General features: G+C 38.4%; 14 protein-coding genes and 1 pseudogene. 5 read left to right on the top strand and 10 right to left on the bottom strand.

Annotated elements, in window-relative coordinates; translation table 11 throughout:
* From DSM106972_RS53590 to DSM106972_RS51445, 3 genes and pseudogenes are all read right to left on the bottom strand, one after another.
* A partial coding sequence (locus tag DSM106972_RS53590; protein ID WP_233787903.1) for a transposase occupies positions 1–719 on the bottom strand: 719 nt, incomplete at its 3' end.
* Positions 720–804: 85 nt separating this feature from the next.
* Positions 805–1,215, bottom strand: a pseudogene (locus tag DSM106972_RS19575) (two-partner secretion domain-containing protein); the annotation flags it as partial.
* Between the two features lie 246 nt (positions 1,216–1,461).
* Positions 1,462–1,632 carry a hypothetical protein gene (locus DSM106972_RS51445; RefSeq protein ID WP_158632848.1) on the bottom strand — a complete coding sequence of 57 codons (171 nt, stop codon included), beginning with the start codon at positions 1,630–1,632 and terminating at the stop codon, positions 1,462–1,464.
* A gap of 358 nt (positions 1,633–1,990) precedes the next feature.
* Here DSM106972_RS51445 and DSM106972_RS52200 point away from each other — a divergent pair, with 358 nt between their 5' ends.
* Positions 1,991–2,149, top strand: a complete 159-nt coding sequence (locus DSM106972_RS52200; protein ID WP_170213587.1) for a DUF8639 family protein — start codon at positions 1,991–1,993, stop codon at positions 2,147–2,149.
* Between the two features lie 63 nt (positions 2,150–2,212).
* Here DSM106972_RS52200 and DSM106972_RS19570 read toward each other — a convergent pair whose 3' ends face one another.
* On the bottom strand, positions 2,213–3,487 hold the full coding sequence (locus DSM106972_RS19570; protein ID WP_127082287.1) for a serine hydrolase: 1,275 nt from the start codon (positions 3,485–3,487) through the stop codon (positions 2,213–2,215).
* A 261-nt stretch (positions 3,488–3,748) separates the two neighbouring features.
* Positions 3,749–4,126 carry a tetratricopeptide repeat protein gene (locus DSM106972_RS19565; protein ID WP_127082286.1) on the bottom strand — a complete coding sequence of 126 codons (378 nt, stop codon included), beginning with the start codon at positions 4,124–4,126 and terminating at the stop codon, positions 3,749–3,751.
* A gap of 188 nt (positions 4,127–4,314) precedes the next feature.
* Here DSM106972_RS19565 and DSM106972_RS19560 point away from each other — a divergent pair, with 188 nt between their 5' ends.
* A complete protein-coding gene (locus tag DSM106972_RS19560; protein WP_127082285.1) occupies positions 4,315–5,049 on the top strand; it encodes a DUF4058 family protein in 735 nt (244 codons plus the stop codon).
* A 176-nt stretch (positions 5,050–5,225) separates the two neighbouring features.
* On the opposite strand, the gene DSM106972_RS19555 is transcribed toward DSM106972_RS19560, so the two are convergent.
* The 3 genes from DSM106972_RS19555 to DSM106972_RS19545 form a co-directional block, all read right to left on the bottom strand.
* On the bottom strand, positions 5,226–6,326 hold the full coding sequence (locus DSM106972_RS19555) for a glycosyltransferase family 4 protein (protein WP_127082284.1): 1,101 nt from the start codon (positions 6,324–6,326) through the stop codon (positions 5,226–5,228).
* A 420-nt stretch (positions 6,327–6,746) separates the two neighbouring features.
* On the bottom strand, positions 6,747–7,739 hold the full coding sequence (gene ygfZ / locus DSM106972_RS19550; RefSeq protein WP_127082283.1) for a CAF17-like 4Fe-4S cluster assembly/insertion protein YgfZ: 993 nt from the start codon (positions 7,737–7,739) through the stop codon (positions 6,747–6,749).
* A gap of 11 nt (positions 7,740–7,750) precedes the next feature.
* The gene (locus DSM106972_RS19545) at positions 7,751–8,593 is read right to left on the bottom strand and encodes an alpha/beta hydrolase (RefSeq protein WP_127082282.1); all 843 of its coding nucleotides are present in this window, start codon (positions 8,591–8,593) and stop codon (positions 7,751–7,753) included.
* A 33-nt stretch (positions 8,594–8,626) separates the two neighbouring features.
* On the opposite strand from DSM106972_RS19545, the gene DSM106972_RS19540 reads away from it, so the two are divergent.
* On the top strand, positions 8,627–9,397 hold the full coding sequence (locus tag DSM106972_RS19540) for an SDR family NAD(P)-dependent oxidoreductase (RefSeq protein WP_127082281.1): 771 nt from the start codon (positions 8,627–8,629) through the stop codon (positions 9,395–9,397).
* A 126-nt stretch (positions 9,398–9,523) separates the two neighbouring features.
* Here the strand turns inward: DSM106972_RS19540 and DSM106972_RS19535 are convergent, their stop codons facing one another.
* The gene (locus tag DSM106972_RS19535) at positions 9,524–10,435 is read right to left on the bottom strand and encodes an RpnC/YadD family protein (protein ID WP_127082280.1); all 912 of its coding nucleotides are present in this window, start codon (positions 10,433–10,435) and stop codon (positions 9,524–9,526) included.
* A 226-nt stretch (positions 10,436–10,661) separates the two neighbouring features.
* The gene (locus tag DSM106972_RS19530; RefSeq protein WP_127082279.1) at positions 10,662–11,063 is read right to left on the bottom strand and encodes a hypothetical protein; all 402 of its coding nucleotides are present in this window, start codon (positions 11,061–11,063) and stop codon (positions 10,662–10,664) included.
* Positions 11,064–11,066: 3 nt separating this feature from the next.
* Between DSM106972_RS19530 and rppA the strand changes: the two genes are divergently transcribed.
* On the top strand, positions 11,067–11,741 hold the full coding sequence (gene rppA, locus DSM106972_RS19525) for a two-component system response regulator RppA (protein ID WP_127082278.1): 675 nt from the start codon (positions 11,067–11,069) through the stop codon (positions 11,739–11,741).
* 261 nt (positions 11,742–12,002) lie between these two features.
* On the top strand, positions 12,003–17,741 hold the full coding sequence (locus DSM106972_RS19520; protein ID WP_127082277.1) for an FG-GAP repeat domain-containing protein: 5,739 nt from the start codon (positions 12,003–12,005) through the stop codon (positions 17,739–17,741).
* Positions 17,742–17,796: the final 55 nt, after the last annotated feature.

Genomic DNA, 17,796 nt, shown 5'->3' with positions numbered 1-17,796 from the left:
TTACAAATTAGGTGTAAACCTAGCTGCCGAGCCATGACTACGGCTTTATTATTTCCAAAATAACCATCTAGTACTAAGTAAGTCAATGGTAAAAATTTACTTATTTTCTTGAGCAAATCCTGAACCATACAACGAATACGTAGGAAATCTGGAGTTAAATTTACTTCTTTCTTATCCTTTGTCCTACTACCCTTTGGGCGCCCGCCTTTCTTTTTTATAGTTTCTGTATTCAACTCATTTTTAGATGATTTAGGCTTTTCTGCTACTTTTTTTACTTTATCTTCTTTTGGTTTTATTATTTGCTCAACACTAATAGGAAATGCTTTTCTTTTCTCAACACTTACAAGTGACAATGTAAAAAAAGATAACCCAAGTATAGGTTTTTCGTACAAAGATGAGAAAAATCTATCAATTCCATAGCTTTTTTCTCCTGCTTTACTAACTACTACTTCATCCCCTGCTAATATATATGTTTCCTTACTACAAAATATATGTTCTTTAAAAAATACCCAAAACAACACTGCCCAAGGTAGTGATGAAGCAAAAAAACGTTGTATTGTTCGATAACTGCCCCCCTTTCCACACCATCGTGATATGCCCAGCATGGTTATTCTTCCACTCATGGCTAGTATTGCTGGTATGATTCGACTCCAACGTCTCAAAGTTGTTCTTGTCGTATGTCGTTGTAAGCATTCCAGTAGTGCTAATATATTTGGCATGGGCTTTCTGTACGTGTTTGAGTTGTAGTCTAGTCAACATAACTCTACTACAGAAGGCCCTCTTTATTTTGGCGAAGGTATTGATATTTAAACGAGTATTTTGTCCAAAAAGAATCCCCGCAGGGTTTAATATAAATAAATTAGCGGCGCCGTTCGCTTTGATAATGCCATCTATATTAGAAGGCAACCCACCTGTAACTCTAGTAATAATGTTTATAACTCCAACATCATTATTAAAAAATGCCGTATTTCCTGTTATTTCAGGAGTAAGCGTAGAAAATGAAAAGTCTTTGAAGCTATGAAATAAATTACTTTCTCTCTGCGTTCCACCTCCTATTACCTTAATATTTCCCTGAGTTGAAACCGTTGAGTTGACAGGAAGTGTTGTATCGGGAGTAATCTCTGCAAGCACAGGGTAAGAAGCGCTGAGAGATAATATCACACCACCTAAGCTGTGTAAAACAAGTTTGTAAGTATTCACAGATTTATTTTTCATTTTTAAATGTAAATGCTTTTACCAATTCACATTCTTTTTTGAATATGAATTATTTTTGGCAATGATTAGCTTTTATTTAAATTAATAGGATAATAGCATAAAGCATAAAAAAATAATCTTTAAGGAAATATAAATTTTGTTAATGGCTTTATATGATTGCTTTGTCATAGTATGTTGGCATTAAAATTTAACAACCAAATAAGTAAGTTTGCTCCAAGCTAATATTATGCAAATGTTTACATTTCTTCACAAAAGACTGCCAAAATTTTTTTGTGAGTCTTGTGAGTCTTGTGGGTCTTGTGGAGCGGGCATCCTTGCCCGCCCATCCCACAAGATGGCGAGTAGATTAAAAGCGTAATTAAAAATTCGGCGCCTTCTCCCATGCTTTTCAATAATAATTTGACGAGCAATAGCCAATCCTAACCCTGTACCTTTACCGACAACTTTTGTAGTAAATAAGTGGTCAAAAAGCAGAAATCAACAAGAGCTCGGATATATCTTAGTTCCTAACTCAAAAGTTTCGATATTGCCAGTTTATTTATATTGATATAAACAAGTTTTTGGTTATTGTTACATTTGCCTTTGTATACTATAATTATGAGACCTGTGTAGATTTGCTAGTTGTGCATAACAGAACTAGATATTCACATCTATAAATACATCGACTATAATGTTGGTGTTAAAAGCTATTAATATTTTTGAGCTTATTCCTGTAAAACAGGTTAATTTAGGCGTTTTCTGATGATTTATGAAATTTTGGTAAAGAATTTTAACTATGGAATCCCAGACTGCACAGAATAAGTCACAGACTAACACTGATACGAAGACACAGCAAGAAACCGAACAAGAAAAAATATTATGCCCTCATTGTAAGCGCACTGCTACAAATGGTATTAAGTGTAAAGGAATTTGTGTTGCTGATAATGATTATTAAGAACGGGCAAGGATGCCCATTCCACTCTAGATGCCCATTCCACTCTAGATGCCCATTCCAGGGTTATTTTTGGGCAACTCTGGGTTGACTGAGAAAACTGTATACGGTGCGGGATACTTGAGAGATAAATTCTCTACCTCTTCTGTCACCAAAAGGTCTTCTGACGAAGATACCTGCTAGGTAGCGTTTACCGTTGGGCATTTGAATAATTCCTGCATCTCCGAGAATGACTCCTAGTGTACCTGTTTTATGGGCTATTGTGGCGCCTCTTCCTAGTCCAGATGCTAGTAAGCTGGTGTTTTCAACGCGACGCATGATGTCTAATACTCTTGCACGACTTGAGTTACTCAATAGTTGGTTATTAGCAACTAAAGCAGATAATCTAACTAAATCTTTAGCACTAGTTATATTAGTTCCTTTGAAGTCACCAAGTAAGTTCCGAATTACAGTATTTTGTAATCCCCAAGTGCGGAAGCGTGGATTTAACTTGTTTCTGCCCCCTAAACGGTCGATTATCATGTTAGTTGCGGTGTTATCGCTGATGGTAATCATTTTAGTCGCAGTTTCTAGCAAGCTGAATCTAGTTCCCGGTGCCCGATATTGCATTGTACCAGAACCACCAGTCACTAAGTCACGACGCATTGTTAATGTTTCGTTTAACTTAACTCGACCAGCATCAATTTCTTGGAATAAAGCAATTAATATCGGAAACTTAATTGTACTCGCTGCTGAAAATGCTTTTTCACCGTTGTAGTCTACATAATTCCCCGTTTCTAAATCAATAAAAAATAATCCTGGGTCAAGCGAACGGTAACGTGACATCAAAGAACGGACTTGTGAACTTAGCTGTGTGATTTCATTACCTAGAGGTACCACTCCAGCAAAGGGTGAAATACCACCTACTTGGACTGGTGTTTTAACCTCACCCGACTGTGAATCACCACTTGCAATACGTTCTATTGAAGAGAAATTGACAATCCAGTGCGATGACGTATCACCTTGAATTAATACCTTATCTGGTTGTACCGTGTATCCCGGCGCCAGTTCTACAACCAATCTAGTTGTGTTAGCATCAAACTTGCCAACACGAATTTCTTTAATCGCAGCACCATAAGTTTGACGAAGCGTATTTCCTTCTAAATCTGTATTAGGAAGGTCAATAACTAAGCGTGTGGGATTATTGATTAAAAATGCTCTTGGTCGAACACCAGATTCTGTAGTGATGTTGAGTTTGTTTTGCGCTTGGTCAAAATACCAAGACTCTAAACGAGCAGCATTAACAGGAGCGCATAGCATTACTACACTCGCACTCGCAAGTAAGAAATATCTTAACTTCATGCGGAAACAATCTTATGTGTGTGTGGGATTTACTAGCACCATTTTTCTGTATTAACCTCCTACATCCGGAAGAAATTACATACAAATGCCCGTAGCAATCTTTCTCACAAGACATCTGTACTGCAAAATAGTTCCCTGGCAACGGATGTAACGGATGTAACGGATGTAACGTAGGGTGCGTCACAGTAAGATAACCTGAAAACGAAGCGTAAAACTAATGCTGTGACCCACCATCCACCAATTTACAACCACAGGCGCCGATTACAAAACTTTTCTATCAGCGTTTGCTTTGTCCTGTTCTTGTAAGTCATCCCAAAGCTTTGCCCTTTGCTCGTAGTGTTTGCGAATAGGACTAAGTTTAATGGCTTGACTATAATCAAAAATAGCTAGCTGAAAATAACCCATTTGTTTATATATATCACCGCGATTACTGTAAAGATGAGCTTCGTTGGGTTTAAGAATAATAGCTTTGGTATAATCAACTGCTGCTTGCTCGTAGTTACCCTGTGACATTTGAACGATTGCTTGATTTTGATACTTGGTTGCGTTAGCACCCTGAGAACCCACGTGAAAACCAACTGCTGCGGGAATTGCGGCAAATAACAATGCCCCTATTACAATTTTTGTAGACTTGTTCATCTCGATATATCTTTACGTTTTTATACATATTCATCAGTATTTATAGCCAAACAGTAAAAATCTGCCAAGGTCAGTATGTAACATTTGTCGCGTTAGTGACGTTGAGGGGAGGATAAAGGCACCTCGAAGTAATAGCATATGCTTTATAAAACGATTAAGATAATAAGCAGGTAATTTGGGTACCTCATATGCCTTCACCTTTTCCAGGAATGAATCCTTATTTAGAGCATCCGGAACTGTTTCCGGGTATACATCATTATTTGATTAGCGAAATTGCTAGGTTTTTATCGCCTCAGCTACGTCCTAAATATCGTGTTGCTGTCGAGGTGAGGATGTATGAAACTACAGATGACAGCTCTTTGGTTGTGGGTATTCCTGATGTAACTGTTAAAAGCCGTCAAATTCAAGATTCAAATTCATCTAGCATGGCTAATTTGGCTGTAGCTACACCTACTTCTCAACCTATCAAAGTCAAAATTCCTATGCCTATAGCTATAAAAGAAGGATATCTGGAAGTTAGAGAAGTTGGAACGGAAACATTAATTACTACTATTGAAATTCTTTCACCTAGTAATAAACGTGTTGGTAAAGGACGAGAGATGTATGAAGAGAAACGTGAGCAAGTTTTAGCGAGTCGCACAAACTTAGTTGAAATAGACTTACTGCGTAGAGGCAATCCAATGCCTATAGTTGATAATAATACTCAGAGTCAATATAGAATTTTAGTGTGCCGTGGTAATAGCCGACCCAATGCTGATTTATATGCTTTTAATTTACCTGATGTAATCCCTTGTTTTTCTCTTCCCTTACGTGCGGGGGATAACGAGCCTGTTTTAGATTTACAGTCTTTATTAAATAATGTTTACGATGTGTATGGTTATGATTTGGTAGTTAATTATAATGATGAACCTGTGCTGGTATAAATAAAAAATGCCTTTTTACACTATGTAATGTAAAAAAGCATTTACTTATTTTGTTCGTGTGATTTATGTTAACTGGTTTGTGCGAGAGAGAATATAACGAGGAAGTTTAGGAGGTTGGTATTTATTCCAAATTTTCTAACAGGCAGGGATGCCTGTTCCACAAGATAGTCACTGTTTTACAGGCGCCTTGAACCTAGTCCTGTGATAGATTCTAAGGATGCTCTGAGTGCTTGCATGTACCATCTGGTTTCGGTACGCTCTCTGACGATTTTTTCATAAATCGCTTCGTATCCGTCTACCATTTGGGTGACACTAAAGTTGTTTTGGACGTGTTCACGACATTTCCGACGGTCAAGTTCTAACACTTGTGGCATTACAGAAGCCATTTCTTCGTATGTGTCGCAGACCATTCCACTAACACCATGTGCTACTACCTCGGGTACTGAACCCATGTTCATCCCTATAACTGGTGTTCCACAAGCCATTGATTCTATCATGACTAAGCCAAATGGCTCTCTCCAAGTAATTGCAAACAATGTTGCTGCTGCATTACCTAATAATTCTGATTTCTGCGCGTGATTTACTTCACCCAAAAACTCTATTTGCTTACCGTCTATAAACGGTTCTACTTCTGCTTCGTAGAACTCTTTATCTACTATGTCCACTTTCCCTGCCATTTTTAGCTTCATTCCCGTTTTCTTGGCAATGGCTATTGCATGTTGGGGTCCCTTTTCTGGAGAGAATCTTCCCAAAAATGCTAAATATGGTGGGTCATGGGGCTTTTCTACAAACGGATATTCTTCAACCACTATTCCGTTATATACTGTGCCTGCATAATTTAAATCTGCTTGTCGCTGTGCATTACTTATGCTGATGTATGATTGTGACCCATATTCGCCAAATACTTTTGCACTGTCTTTTGTGAAGCTTCCATGCAGCGTATGAACTGTTGGTGTTGATACCATGCTTGCTAATGCTAATGACCAAACCCCGACGTGTGAGTGTATTATGTCGAAGTCTGCTGCTCTTTGATATACTTGACCCGGCGCCAACACTTCGTAAATAATGTGTTCTTTAATATCTGGGTCTAAACGCAATGCACGTGGGCTAACTCCTTCTAACTTAGCTAACGTTTGTGAGTCCCCAGAGGCAAATAATGTTACTTCATGACCTCTACGTACTAACTCGTCAGATACGCGACTTACTACAAGTTCTATTCCACCATAGGTTGGAGGAGGAACCGTTTCCCATAAGGGAGCAATTTGTGCGATTTTCATAAGTTTTGTTGGTTCAGCTTTTCAAAGCCTATAAACGATAATTCAATCAGATGCTAATTAGAGTTAGTAGACTAACTTTCACCCTTCAACTAGACACCAGAGTGACACTAACCTATACGGTTAGTCTGTAAGCAAACGCAGTTAAGGCTAACACCGAACCGTCTAAACCTCACCTCCAGTTTTTATTCAACTTTGTGGTTTTAGACATGTCTATTCTTACATATGTTATTCCTATCAACTAATTTTTGTCATCTATCTTGCGGACTATATAAGTTTTATAAATCAGTCCAAAAATGCGAATTTTTGATTAAAAATCACCCAAATTGCAATATTCATTACAGCTTTTAAAATAGCTGTTTACTTTATGATTCTTATAAAGACGTAATATGTTACGTCTCTACAACAACGCAATTTTTGATGTTATGATTCCGGATATTGATGTGATATGAATGGTATTTCTATGATTTCACCTTCGTTTTCTGCTATTCTTACTTTTGTCCCTACTCCACCTGCTTTACTGCGAATATAACCTAGTCCATAATACCCTTCAGTCGTTTCTGTAATACTTGTTAAGGCGCCTACTTTCTCTTGTTCTATATAGATTTGACTTCCTGGGTCTGCATAATTATTTAATTTTATTCCCCACAAGTATGTTTTTACACCTTTGTACGTGTTTAAACGGGCAATTGTTTCTTGTCCAATATAGCAACCCTTAGTAAAAGAAATAGTTTGCCATAACCCAACTTCTAAAGGATTATAGTCTTCGGTTAGTTCTTTTTCTGGTACTGGACGACCTTGCATAATTCGCAGTGTTTCCCATGCTGTCTCTTTCATCGCAACGGCGCCTATCTCTACAAGTTTATTCCATATTGTGTCTTTATGAACAACTGGAAAAATTAATGTGTATCCGGGTAAAGCTAAACCACTACCTACTGCAATCAAAGTTTCTACTGTATGTATATTATATTCTTGATTACTATTCTCAGTTTCAAGAGGAGTCACACCTAACTCTTGAAGAATTGCCTGACTTTTTGGGCCAATTAAACTAAAAGCGGCAGTTTCCTCTGTAATATCACTCAATTCAACTTTATCAGCAAAGAATATATATTTATCTAACCACTGTATTAAATACTCACGACGGTTAGGTGATACCATCAATAATACAGCATCGTCTTTGATATACGCTGTGGCTAAATCAATTGTTCTAGCTGTGGATGTGACAAAAACGGTATCACAACCTTGACCGGGTTTAAGAGACTGAAAGTCATTTGTACTTTGGTTATGCAGAAACCGTAAACGGTCATCACCAGATACTTTTATACGTCCCCAATGACTACGGTCATAAACTGCAACTGTTTCAATAGCTGCTTTGATTGCTGCTGCGTCGTTTTGATTAATGTTTGATACTGACATATGTACTTATATTATAAATGACGTTCTAACCAATCAATTAAATCAGATAATACCTCTTGATAACCATAATCGTCGTGAAGTTCGTGATAGCTCTCTGGATATTCTCGCAGTTCTTTATCAGCAAAAGTGATTTTTTCAAAGAATTTACGACTTCCTTCGGGTAATGTCACCTTGTCGGCGCCTGCGAGCATCATTAAAAATGGTATATTAATATGACTCGCATGGGCTTGTACCCAAGTAAGTGTACTCGAAAACTCTGTCGATAAACGCGCAGTTCCTAAAGTATGTCTCAATTTATCTTGTTGATGATATGCAATCACTTTTTCATCACGAGCTGCTAACTTCATGTCTATACCAGTATTCATCGAAAAACGAGGATAGACTTTTGAGAGGATTTTACCGATTAAAATTTTAATTGGTGAAACACCAGATTCCCCTAAAGCAGGAGTAAAAGCTATTACACCATTTAATTTCGGTTTTTCTCCTTTATACCGCAAAACGTAATCTAAAACTGTTAACCCCCCCAAACTGTGACCAAACAAAAATAAGGGTGTCCCCAGATTCGAGGTCGCTACAAATTCTAAAAAACTTCCCACATCCTCACGATAATCGTTCCAAGAATTTATATACGCACGTTGACCGGGTGATTTTCCACTTCCTCGTAAATCTACACCGTATATAGCATAATTTTTTTGTATTAAATGCTTTACTATATTTAAGTATACTCCACTATGTCCTCCTAAACCGTGAATTATAGCAACTATTCCTCGCACCTCATTCTCTGGGCGCCAGGATTGGTAGTATAATTCTGTACCATCAGCACTCTTGATTAAACCTTCGTGGTTACGAATCATCTTTTTCAACTACACAGTAACTAAATAATACTAATGTTATTCCTAAATCAAATCAATTCAGCAAACGCATTAATTGTAGGAGCAAGTCAAGGTATTGGCTTGGGTTTCGTTAAAAAACTACTCGATGATGGTAAAATTAACAGAATTTACGCAGCATATCGAAACGCAGACTCTGCTACCGAATTACTACAACTCGCAACCGAAAACCCTACACGCTTAACATGCTTAGTCATTGATGTCACTAATGAAGCGCAAATAACCGAAGCATTACAGCAAATTAAAAGCGAAGTCAAAACACTGCACTTGGTAATAAACTGTGTCGGAGTACTTCATGATGGGGACTTTCAACCCGAAAAAAGCTTAAGACACTTAAATATAGAAAATCTAACTCGTTATTTTCAGGTTAATAGTATAGGGAGTGTACTCTTAGCGAAACATCTTGTACCGCTATTCAAGCACCAAGACAATAGCGTGTTTGCGAGTATTTCCGCTAAAGTTGCTAGTATCGGCGATAATAATCTGGGTGGATGGTATGGTTATCGCGCATCGAAAACAGCACTCAATATGTTTATGCGAAATGTTTCAATAGAATATGCACGCAGTTGTCCTAAGAATATAGTAGTTACGTTGCATCCAGGTACTACAGACACTCGTTTATCTCGTCCTTTTCAAGCAAATGTTCCACCAGAAAAACTTTTTAGTGTTGAACGCACCGTCACTCAGCTTTTGGAAGTAATTGGAAAATTAGATAAAAATGATAGCGGTCAATTTTTCTCGTGGGATGGTAGCAAACTACCTTGGTAAATTATAAATCTTGTTGCACAGGTAGGAGCGGCGCCACACACCCTACGTTTTCTATTGCTCCTTGTTAAGGATATAGCAGGGAAAAGTAAAATGCTTGTATATCAAGGCTTTTACTTTTCCCCGTTTTTAGTTTTGCGTGTTAAATCTGGTAATTAATTCCTCGCGAGACAGTCGCATTAACATAGGAGTAAATTCCCCAGGAGATAGTGCTAAGATGGACGGAATAATTGCTTCGAGTTCTGAATCTAACGAACCAAAGCGAAATAATAGCAAGTTCTCTACAACAGAGCGTTGACCTTGCTCCTTACCAATCTCCTTACCGCGCTCGACAGTTTCTTGCTCCCACTCCAAGTAAGCTTGTGATAAGTTCATCATTAGTTCTTTCCTATCTTCAACGTCGTCAATAAGAGTGTTTACTTCCATGTTAATCTTCCAAGTGTAAAGTAGCGATAAAATCTTGGAACGTTTGGCATTACCTTTTGGTAAGGCAATTACATCATCAACTGCTTGCTTCTGAATCAAGCCTTTACCCAAAATTCTTAACCAAAGTGTGTCAGAAGTCGGGGGTAATTTGTCGATAGCCACGATTCTAATTAAAAATACTTCTCCTACGAAATAAATACCAGTTGGCCAAGAAGGCTCTCTGTGAGCAGGTAATTTCTCTAGGAGTTCATCAGAAACAGAACTGGCAATAATCCACAAACGTGGAAGTTCGTTTTCGGATAATGTATCCTCATCTCGTTTAGCTTCACGTCGCAGTTCAGCTTCCAAGTGAACTAACTTCCCAAAACAACTGCGAATTTCCCAGTTTGTTGGTTGGTTACGGAACGGTTCCAACAAACATGGGGTTTGAGCAATTTGAGCCAAAATACCTAACTCTGACAAGGTATCAGCAGGCGCCTGATTTGATGGAATAAACCAAATATCCACAAATCTTGGTTCACCAGGAATTTCCTCACTGATTCTTACTTCACCTAATTGTGATAGACATTCCTTAAAAAATTGCTTTGAAAATTGGTCAAAAGGGTTTTTCGTCATTGACTTGTAGAATGTACACAGCCTGGGTTTCTTTTTAATACCAGATTTTTATTCTCCAACAAATAAAATCTAAATAATATATTTGATTAATAAATCTTGAGAATAACATTAGCTATGTCTCTATTTTTACAAGCATTACAAATATGTGTTACTACGGTAAAACCTCCGTTTCAAGAACGTTGTATAGACAAGAGTTCAATCGCATTTCACGCGCCGAGAAATTATATTATGTTTTTGGTGATGAGCGTAGCTTTCTGATTTCTTGTTTGGACATTCCTAGTACTTTGCTTATTTCTGCTTCTAGTTGCAAAGTGTCGGTCGTGGAAAACTCGAATATAATCTCGGTCATCGGGAAGTCTTTGGTTTGAACCTTGACTTGCGATATTCCCCTGTTTTTATCTACTTCAATAAAAATAGCACGCGGCGCCACTATATAAGGTACTGTAATTTGAAGTGGTTTTGGTTGCGATTCAAGTTGTAAATATTTTGGCGCCTTATAGTCACGATTTAACACGGCATACATTACAATTCCACTTAGTCCCCAACAACCAAATGCGAGTAGAGGTATAGGCAACCATAACTCGAACAAAGTCGCGCGTAACTTTTTCAATAACTTAGGTTTAAACATGTTATGTTAATTTTACTAGTGGAAGACGACACCGACCAATTAGAACCGATACGCGCAGCACTCGCAAAAGTCGGACATACCGTTGACGCTGTTGAAGATGGTGACACTGCCCAATGGTTAATGTCCCAAAAAGATTATGATTTATTAATTTTAGATTGGATGCTACCAAAAGTTAGCGGTATCCAATTATGTCGGCAATATCGCAATAGCGGTAAAACATCCCCTGTCCTCATGTTGACCGCAAAAGACACCACACAAGACAAAGTTATTGGTCTAGATGCAGGCGCCGACGATTATTTAGTCAAACCCATTGATATTATAGAACTATTAGCACGAGTTCGCGCTCTCGGCAGACGTTCCCCCCTATGGCAAAGCGATACACTCACACTCTCTTCACTACATCTCGACCGCAATAACTTAACAATCACCAAAGATAATACCACAACGCAACTATCAGGTCGCGAATTCCAACTTATGGAATACTTAATGCGTCACCCTCGTCAAGTATTAACTTATACCCAAATCGAACAAGCACTTTGGGGATGGGGAGACGAACCCGAAAGCAATGCTATCACAACTTTGGTACGTAGACTTAGACAACGACTCCAAACCGTTGGCGCCAAAGATTGGTTAGAAAATGTTTATGGTATTGGTTATCGTCTCAATATCTCCGAATAAAAACCCTAGAAACCTGGTTTCTTGTTGATAACATGTAATAAAAATGATGATTTTGCGTAGAAACCAGGTTTCTTTATCGTTGCCAAGCTTCATCTAAAATTTAAATATTAGTTAAAACAAACCAAGTATTTTCACTGAGCTAAGTAAGTATTAAAACAAGTTATAGTTCAAGAGTTAATTTCTAAAGCTATATAAACCCGTGATAGCACAGGCTTTAATGTCTATGCTACGCGATATTGTTATGTGTATTCACAGGAATAAATGGACAGTTTAGATTTAAATAGTTTATCAGGTACGCAACTTACAAATTCTCCTTTAAATACAGGCCTACCGGGAGAATCACAAAGTTTTATTAGTTTTAGTGCCAGTAGTGCTAATATTGCTCCTATACTTCGTGATACACCAGTCACTCTACTCCCTGTTTTTGAAGATGCTGCGGCGCCTGTTAGAATTGTTGGGACTCCAATTTCGTCTATTATTAACTTTAGTAATGTCACTGATAACGGGCAAATTGGTATTGCCATTACTGCAATTGGTACTGGCAGTAACGGTACTTGGTATTTTACTACCGATGGTGGTAAAGCATGGGCGCCACTCGGTAATGTCTCAGAAAGCGATGCGCGTTTATTATTAGCAAATTCCAATAGTCGTATTTACTTTCAACCAAATGCCGATTATAACGGTTTTATTAGCAATGCCATAACTTTCCGTGCTTGGGATACCACTGATGGAACCGCAGGTAGTACAGCAAATGTAGCTACTAATGGAGGAACTACAGCGTTCAGTAACACTACAGATACTGCTTCTCTACAAGTTCGAGCAGTTAATGATGCTCCTGTAAATACTGTTCCTACTTCTACTCAAACTTCACGTATTGGCTTTAATGAAGATACAGAGTTTGCTTTTAAAGATAATAACGCAATTCGAGTGGCGGATATCGATGCTGGTAATGGCGCCATTGATGTCACGGTGAATGCTACTAGTGGTACACTATTCCTCTCAGACTCTATCATTCCAAACTCCACCAATACAATATCTATATCAGGTTCGCTCACCACTATCAACGCTACTCTCGACAAACTGGTTTACAAACCTATTAAAGATTATAACGGCGCCGTTAATATTAGAGTTACTACTACAGACCGTGGAAATACGGGTGGTTTTGCAAGAAACGATGAAGATACTATTTATTTAAACGTCTTACGTGTGAATGATGCACCTACATTCACAAAAGGTTCTAATGATACGATTGATGAAGACTTGCCTTTACGAGCAATTACTTGGGCTACTAATATATCTAAAGGCGCCAGTAACGAATCGAATCAAACAGTCGCTTTCACCGTCACCATCAGTCCCGAAGATAGCCAACTATTCCAAAGTATACCAACTATCGATGCCAATGGTGTTCTTCGTTATTCACCAAAACCAAATACGTCTGGAACAGCGAATGTCACAGTCTTTCTCACAGATAATGAAAACGCTGAATCAAAACGAGAATCATTTTCTATTACTGTTAACCCTGTCAATGACCCTCCTGTTAATTTAATTCCCTCACAACTTCAAACAGTACTAGAAGATTCTGTACTCACTTTCTCTAATGCCCGTAATAATATCATCAGTATCAGCGATATTGATGCAGGCGCCGGAATTATGCAGGTCAAAGTCGAGGCGCCTAACGGTATACTATCTGTAGCAACGACCACTGACTTAAACGTTCGCAACAATAAAACAGGTTCGGTAACTTTAACTGGTACTCTCGAAAAAATCAATGCTGGGTTAGATGGTTTACAATTTACACCCAATAAAGACTTTAACGGTAGAACCTTAGTTAAGATGACTACGAATGACCAGGGTAATACAGGAATTGGCCCCGCATATACAGTTAGTAATAATATTAATATAGATGTCATCGCTGTTAACGACGCACCTCGCTTCACCAAAGGTGATAATCAAGTCGTTAAAGAAGACACACCATCACAGAGTATACCTTGGGCAACTGCTATTTCTCCTGGCGCCGCAAATGAAACTGGTCAATCTTTAAGATTCAATGTCACGAACGATAATAATTCTCTATTTTCCGTTCAACCTCAAATTTCTGCCAACGGTATTCTTTTCTATACATTGGCAAAAGACCAGAATGGTATAGCGAATGTGAGGGTAGTGTTAGAAGATGGTGGTGATAACAGTGATGGAGGTATAAGTGTATCCAGAGAAGAAACCTTTACCATCACCGTCACTCCAGTAAATGATGGACCCACAAATAGAGTTCCAAATACACAAACACAAACAATTTTAGAAGACTCAGAATTGGTGTTTACCGATGATAAGCTTATTTCCATCAGCGATATTGATGCAGGTAATAACCCAGTACAAGTTAAAGTCATCGCTAATAATGGCATATTGACTTGGAATGATAGTAAAACCCTTACCACTGCACAAGGAAAAGGAACAGGTACTGTCACCCTTACAGGAAAACTCACCGATATTAACGCTGACCTAAATGGTTTGACCTTTAAACCCAGCACTAATTTTATTGGTTTCACAGCTATTCAAGTTATTACCAATGACCAAGGTAGTACAGGTGATGGACGTGCGTGGGAAGTTTCTAGCAATATTGGAGTTGTAGTCAACCCAGTTAATGATGTTCCTAGTTTTACTAAAGGTAGTGATATCCCCGTTAATGAAGATGCTGGTTTACAGCAAATAACTGGTTGGGCAACAAGAGTTAATACTGGTGCTGCGAATGAATCTCAGAGTTTACAATTTAACGTTAGAAACAGCGATAATGCGTTATTTGCAGAACAACCAAGAATTTCTGTAAATGGTTCGTTAGGTACGCTTATTTTTAGAACTGCTCCAAATGCAAACGGAACAGCAAAAGTATTCGTCAGTTTGCGAGATACTGGTGGTACACGAGATAATGGTGTTGATACTTCCGCAGAACAAGAGTTTACCATTAATATCGGCACCGTTAACGATGCTCCAATTAATCGTGTTCCAACTCCTCAAACAATGGATGAAGATGATACAATTGTTTTCTCTGCACTTGGTGGTATTAATAATGCAATTACAGTTAGCGACGTAGATGTAGATGTAGAGGGATTAACATTAGAAACTAAAATATCTACAGAGAATGGAACTCTCAGCGTAACTAACACGAGTGAACTTACCAGTTCTAGTAGTACTCCTGGTAGCATTACTTTGGTTGGAACGGTAAATGCCATTAACAAAGCTTTGGATGGTTTGACTTTTACACCTACAGCCAATTTTAATGGTATAGCCAGAATTCAGGTAGAAACTAACGACCAAGGTAATACAGGAATTGGTGGCGCCCTTACAGATACAGATATAATTACAGTTAACGTCAACCCAATCAATGACGCACCAACCTTTACTAAAGGCGCCGATGTTACTATATCTGAAGACGCAGAGCGGTATAATAAAACTTGGGCTACAGAAATTACCACAGGGCCATTAGACGATAACAGACAAAGATTAACGTTTATCGTCACCAACACTGACAATGCATTATTTAGCGAACAACCAAGGATTTCGAGCGATGGCAAATTAACCTTTAAATCTGCTGTTAATGCAAACGGAGAAGCGACTGTTACAGTTATATTACAAGATAATGGGGGTGTATTGAAGAGTGGTAAAGATACTTCAAACCCAGTTACTTTCAAAATTACAGTTAATGCAGTAAACGATGCTCCTGTCAATAATATTCCTAGTGGAGTGCAAACAATTACCGAAGATGCTTTACCTTTGGCTCTTTTCTCAGTTAATACAGGAAACGCGATAACTATTACAGAAGTAGACAAAGAGCCAAATGCGACGGTTCAAATCAATCTGTCTTCAGAAGATGGTACAATTAAACTGGTGTCGAGTGCTGATTTTTCGAGTAATGTATCTTTAACTGGCGCCTTAAGTGATATTAACCGTGCATTGGATGGTTTAACATTCAAACCAAACCTCAACTTTAACGGTGAAGCCAAAATTAGACTAGCTAGCAGTAAACAGGGAATGGAAGATGTAGACATTATAAAAGTAAACCTCACCCCTGTAAATGATGCACCCACCGTTATACCAGGAGCAAACTTATCAGTATCAGCAGGTGCTTCGTTTAACATTCCAACATGGGCAACATTTTCTCCTGGCCCAGATAATGAGTCTGCACAACAAGCTCTTCAATATACTGTTACAAGTATTAGCGACCCCAGACTATTTTCCACAAGACCATCTATCGATAGACAAGGCAACTTAATTTTCACTACCGCAAGAGGTATTAAAACTCCCACCACAGCAACTATTGGAGTCAGAGTTCGAGATAATGGTGGAACAAACTTGGGTGGAGTAGACACTTCTGTTGAAAAAACCTTTGAGATTACAGTTAACCCAATTCAGGTTAATATAACTGCGGCAACTGAATTTGTCGAAGAAGGAAATAGTGGTACAACTGATTACGACTTTGATGTTCGTTTATCAGGCGCCAGTAACGAAACAGTCACCGTCCAATATTCTACCGTAGATGAGACTGCTACGGGCGCCGATAAAGATTATCAAGCAACTTCACAAACAGTTACCTTTAGACCTGGAGAAACCAGCAAAACAGTAAAAGTAAAAATTAACGGTGATACTAAGTTTGAAACCGACCAAACGTTCCGAGTCAACTTGTCAGAACTTAGAAACGTAGATTCTGGAACAACGACGAGTGCAATCGGTACAATCAAAAACGATGATACCAAACCTGTAATTAGTATTGGTGACGCTTATAGTCGAGAAGGTAAATCAACTTTAGAGATTCCAGTTAGTTTATCAAATGCCAGTGACGAACAAGTAACCGTAGACTACATTGTAACAGATGGTACCGCCACAGCAGCAAGCGGAGACTATACAGCAGGCGCCAGTGTTGCGGTAGTATTTGCATCAGGAGAAATTAGTAAAAGCATCAGTATTCCCGTAAACAATGATGATACATTTGAAACAAACGAAACATTCTTCGTAGAACTAAAAGACCCAACCAACGGTACAATATCAACAACCTCGAATAAAGCGACAGCAAAAATAATCAACGATGATGCCAAAAATACCACCGATTTCAATAATGATGGTTATAGCGATATAGTATTGCGTAACTACCGAACAGGTGAAAACCTAATATGGTTCATGAACAACTTTACAATTGATAAAGGTGTCATCATCGACCGACAGCAGGATAAGAACTGGGTATTAGAAGGAGTTGCGGACTTTACAACCGAAGGAAAACTAGATTTTCTATACCGCAACTATAAAACAGGTGAAAACGAAATATGGATGATGGACGGTACACAACGTCTGCAAGTACTGCCATTGTTAACATTAACAGACACCAACTGGGTAATAAAAGGAGTCCAAGACTTTAACGGCGACCGTAAAACCGATATTATGTGGTATAATGCCAAAACTAGTGAAAGTATGATTTGGCAAATGAACGGGCCAACCATTTCCAGAAGTATATCATTACCAAAAGTCACATCTACATATTTAAATGTAGAACTTGTTGCCGATTTAAGCGGTGATGGTAAAGCTGATATTATATGGCGTAATGAAAGAACAGGCGCCAGTACAGTATGGGTAATGGGTGACACAACCGTACAAAAACAAATTACGTTAGAAGCATCAGCAGATGCTAATATTCATATACAAGGAGCAGCAGACTTTAACGACGACGGTAAACTTGACATCGTAGCAAGTAACTACTTAACAGGTGAAAATACCGTTTGGTACCTCGATAACACTGCGAACGAAATTAAAATAAAAACCAAAGCCATACTACCAACTAATGGCGCCAACATGAGAATAGAGCAAATTACCGACTTCGACAACGACGGTAACTTAGACTTTCTCTATCGTGATTTTAGTACAGGAGAGAATGAAATTTGGCGTATGAAAGGCGCCGAACGCGACCAAATTATCAAATTACCTAAACTTCGTGACAATTTCTGGGAGGTTTCTGTGTAATATTGTTGGCACCTATAAAAGCGCCTGAAAACACAAACTGTAATGCTTTCAGGCG

Origin of the sequence: Dulcicalothrix desertica PCC 7102 (genome assembly GCF_003991905.1) — a bacterium.
In the GTDB taxonomy this organism is placed as follows: Bacteria; Cyanobacteriota; Cyanobacteriia; order Cyanobacteriales; family Nostocaceae; genus Dulcicalothrix; species Dulcicalothrix desertica.
The sequence above is the reverse complement of the archived record's forward strand: the minus strand, read 5'-3'. Positions and strand labels throughout refer to the sequence as shown.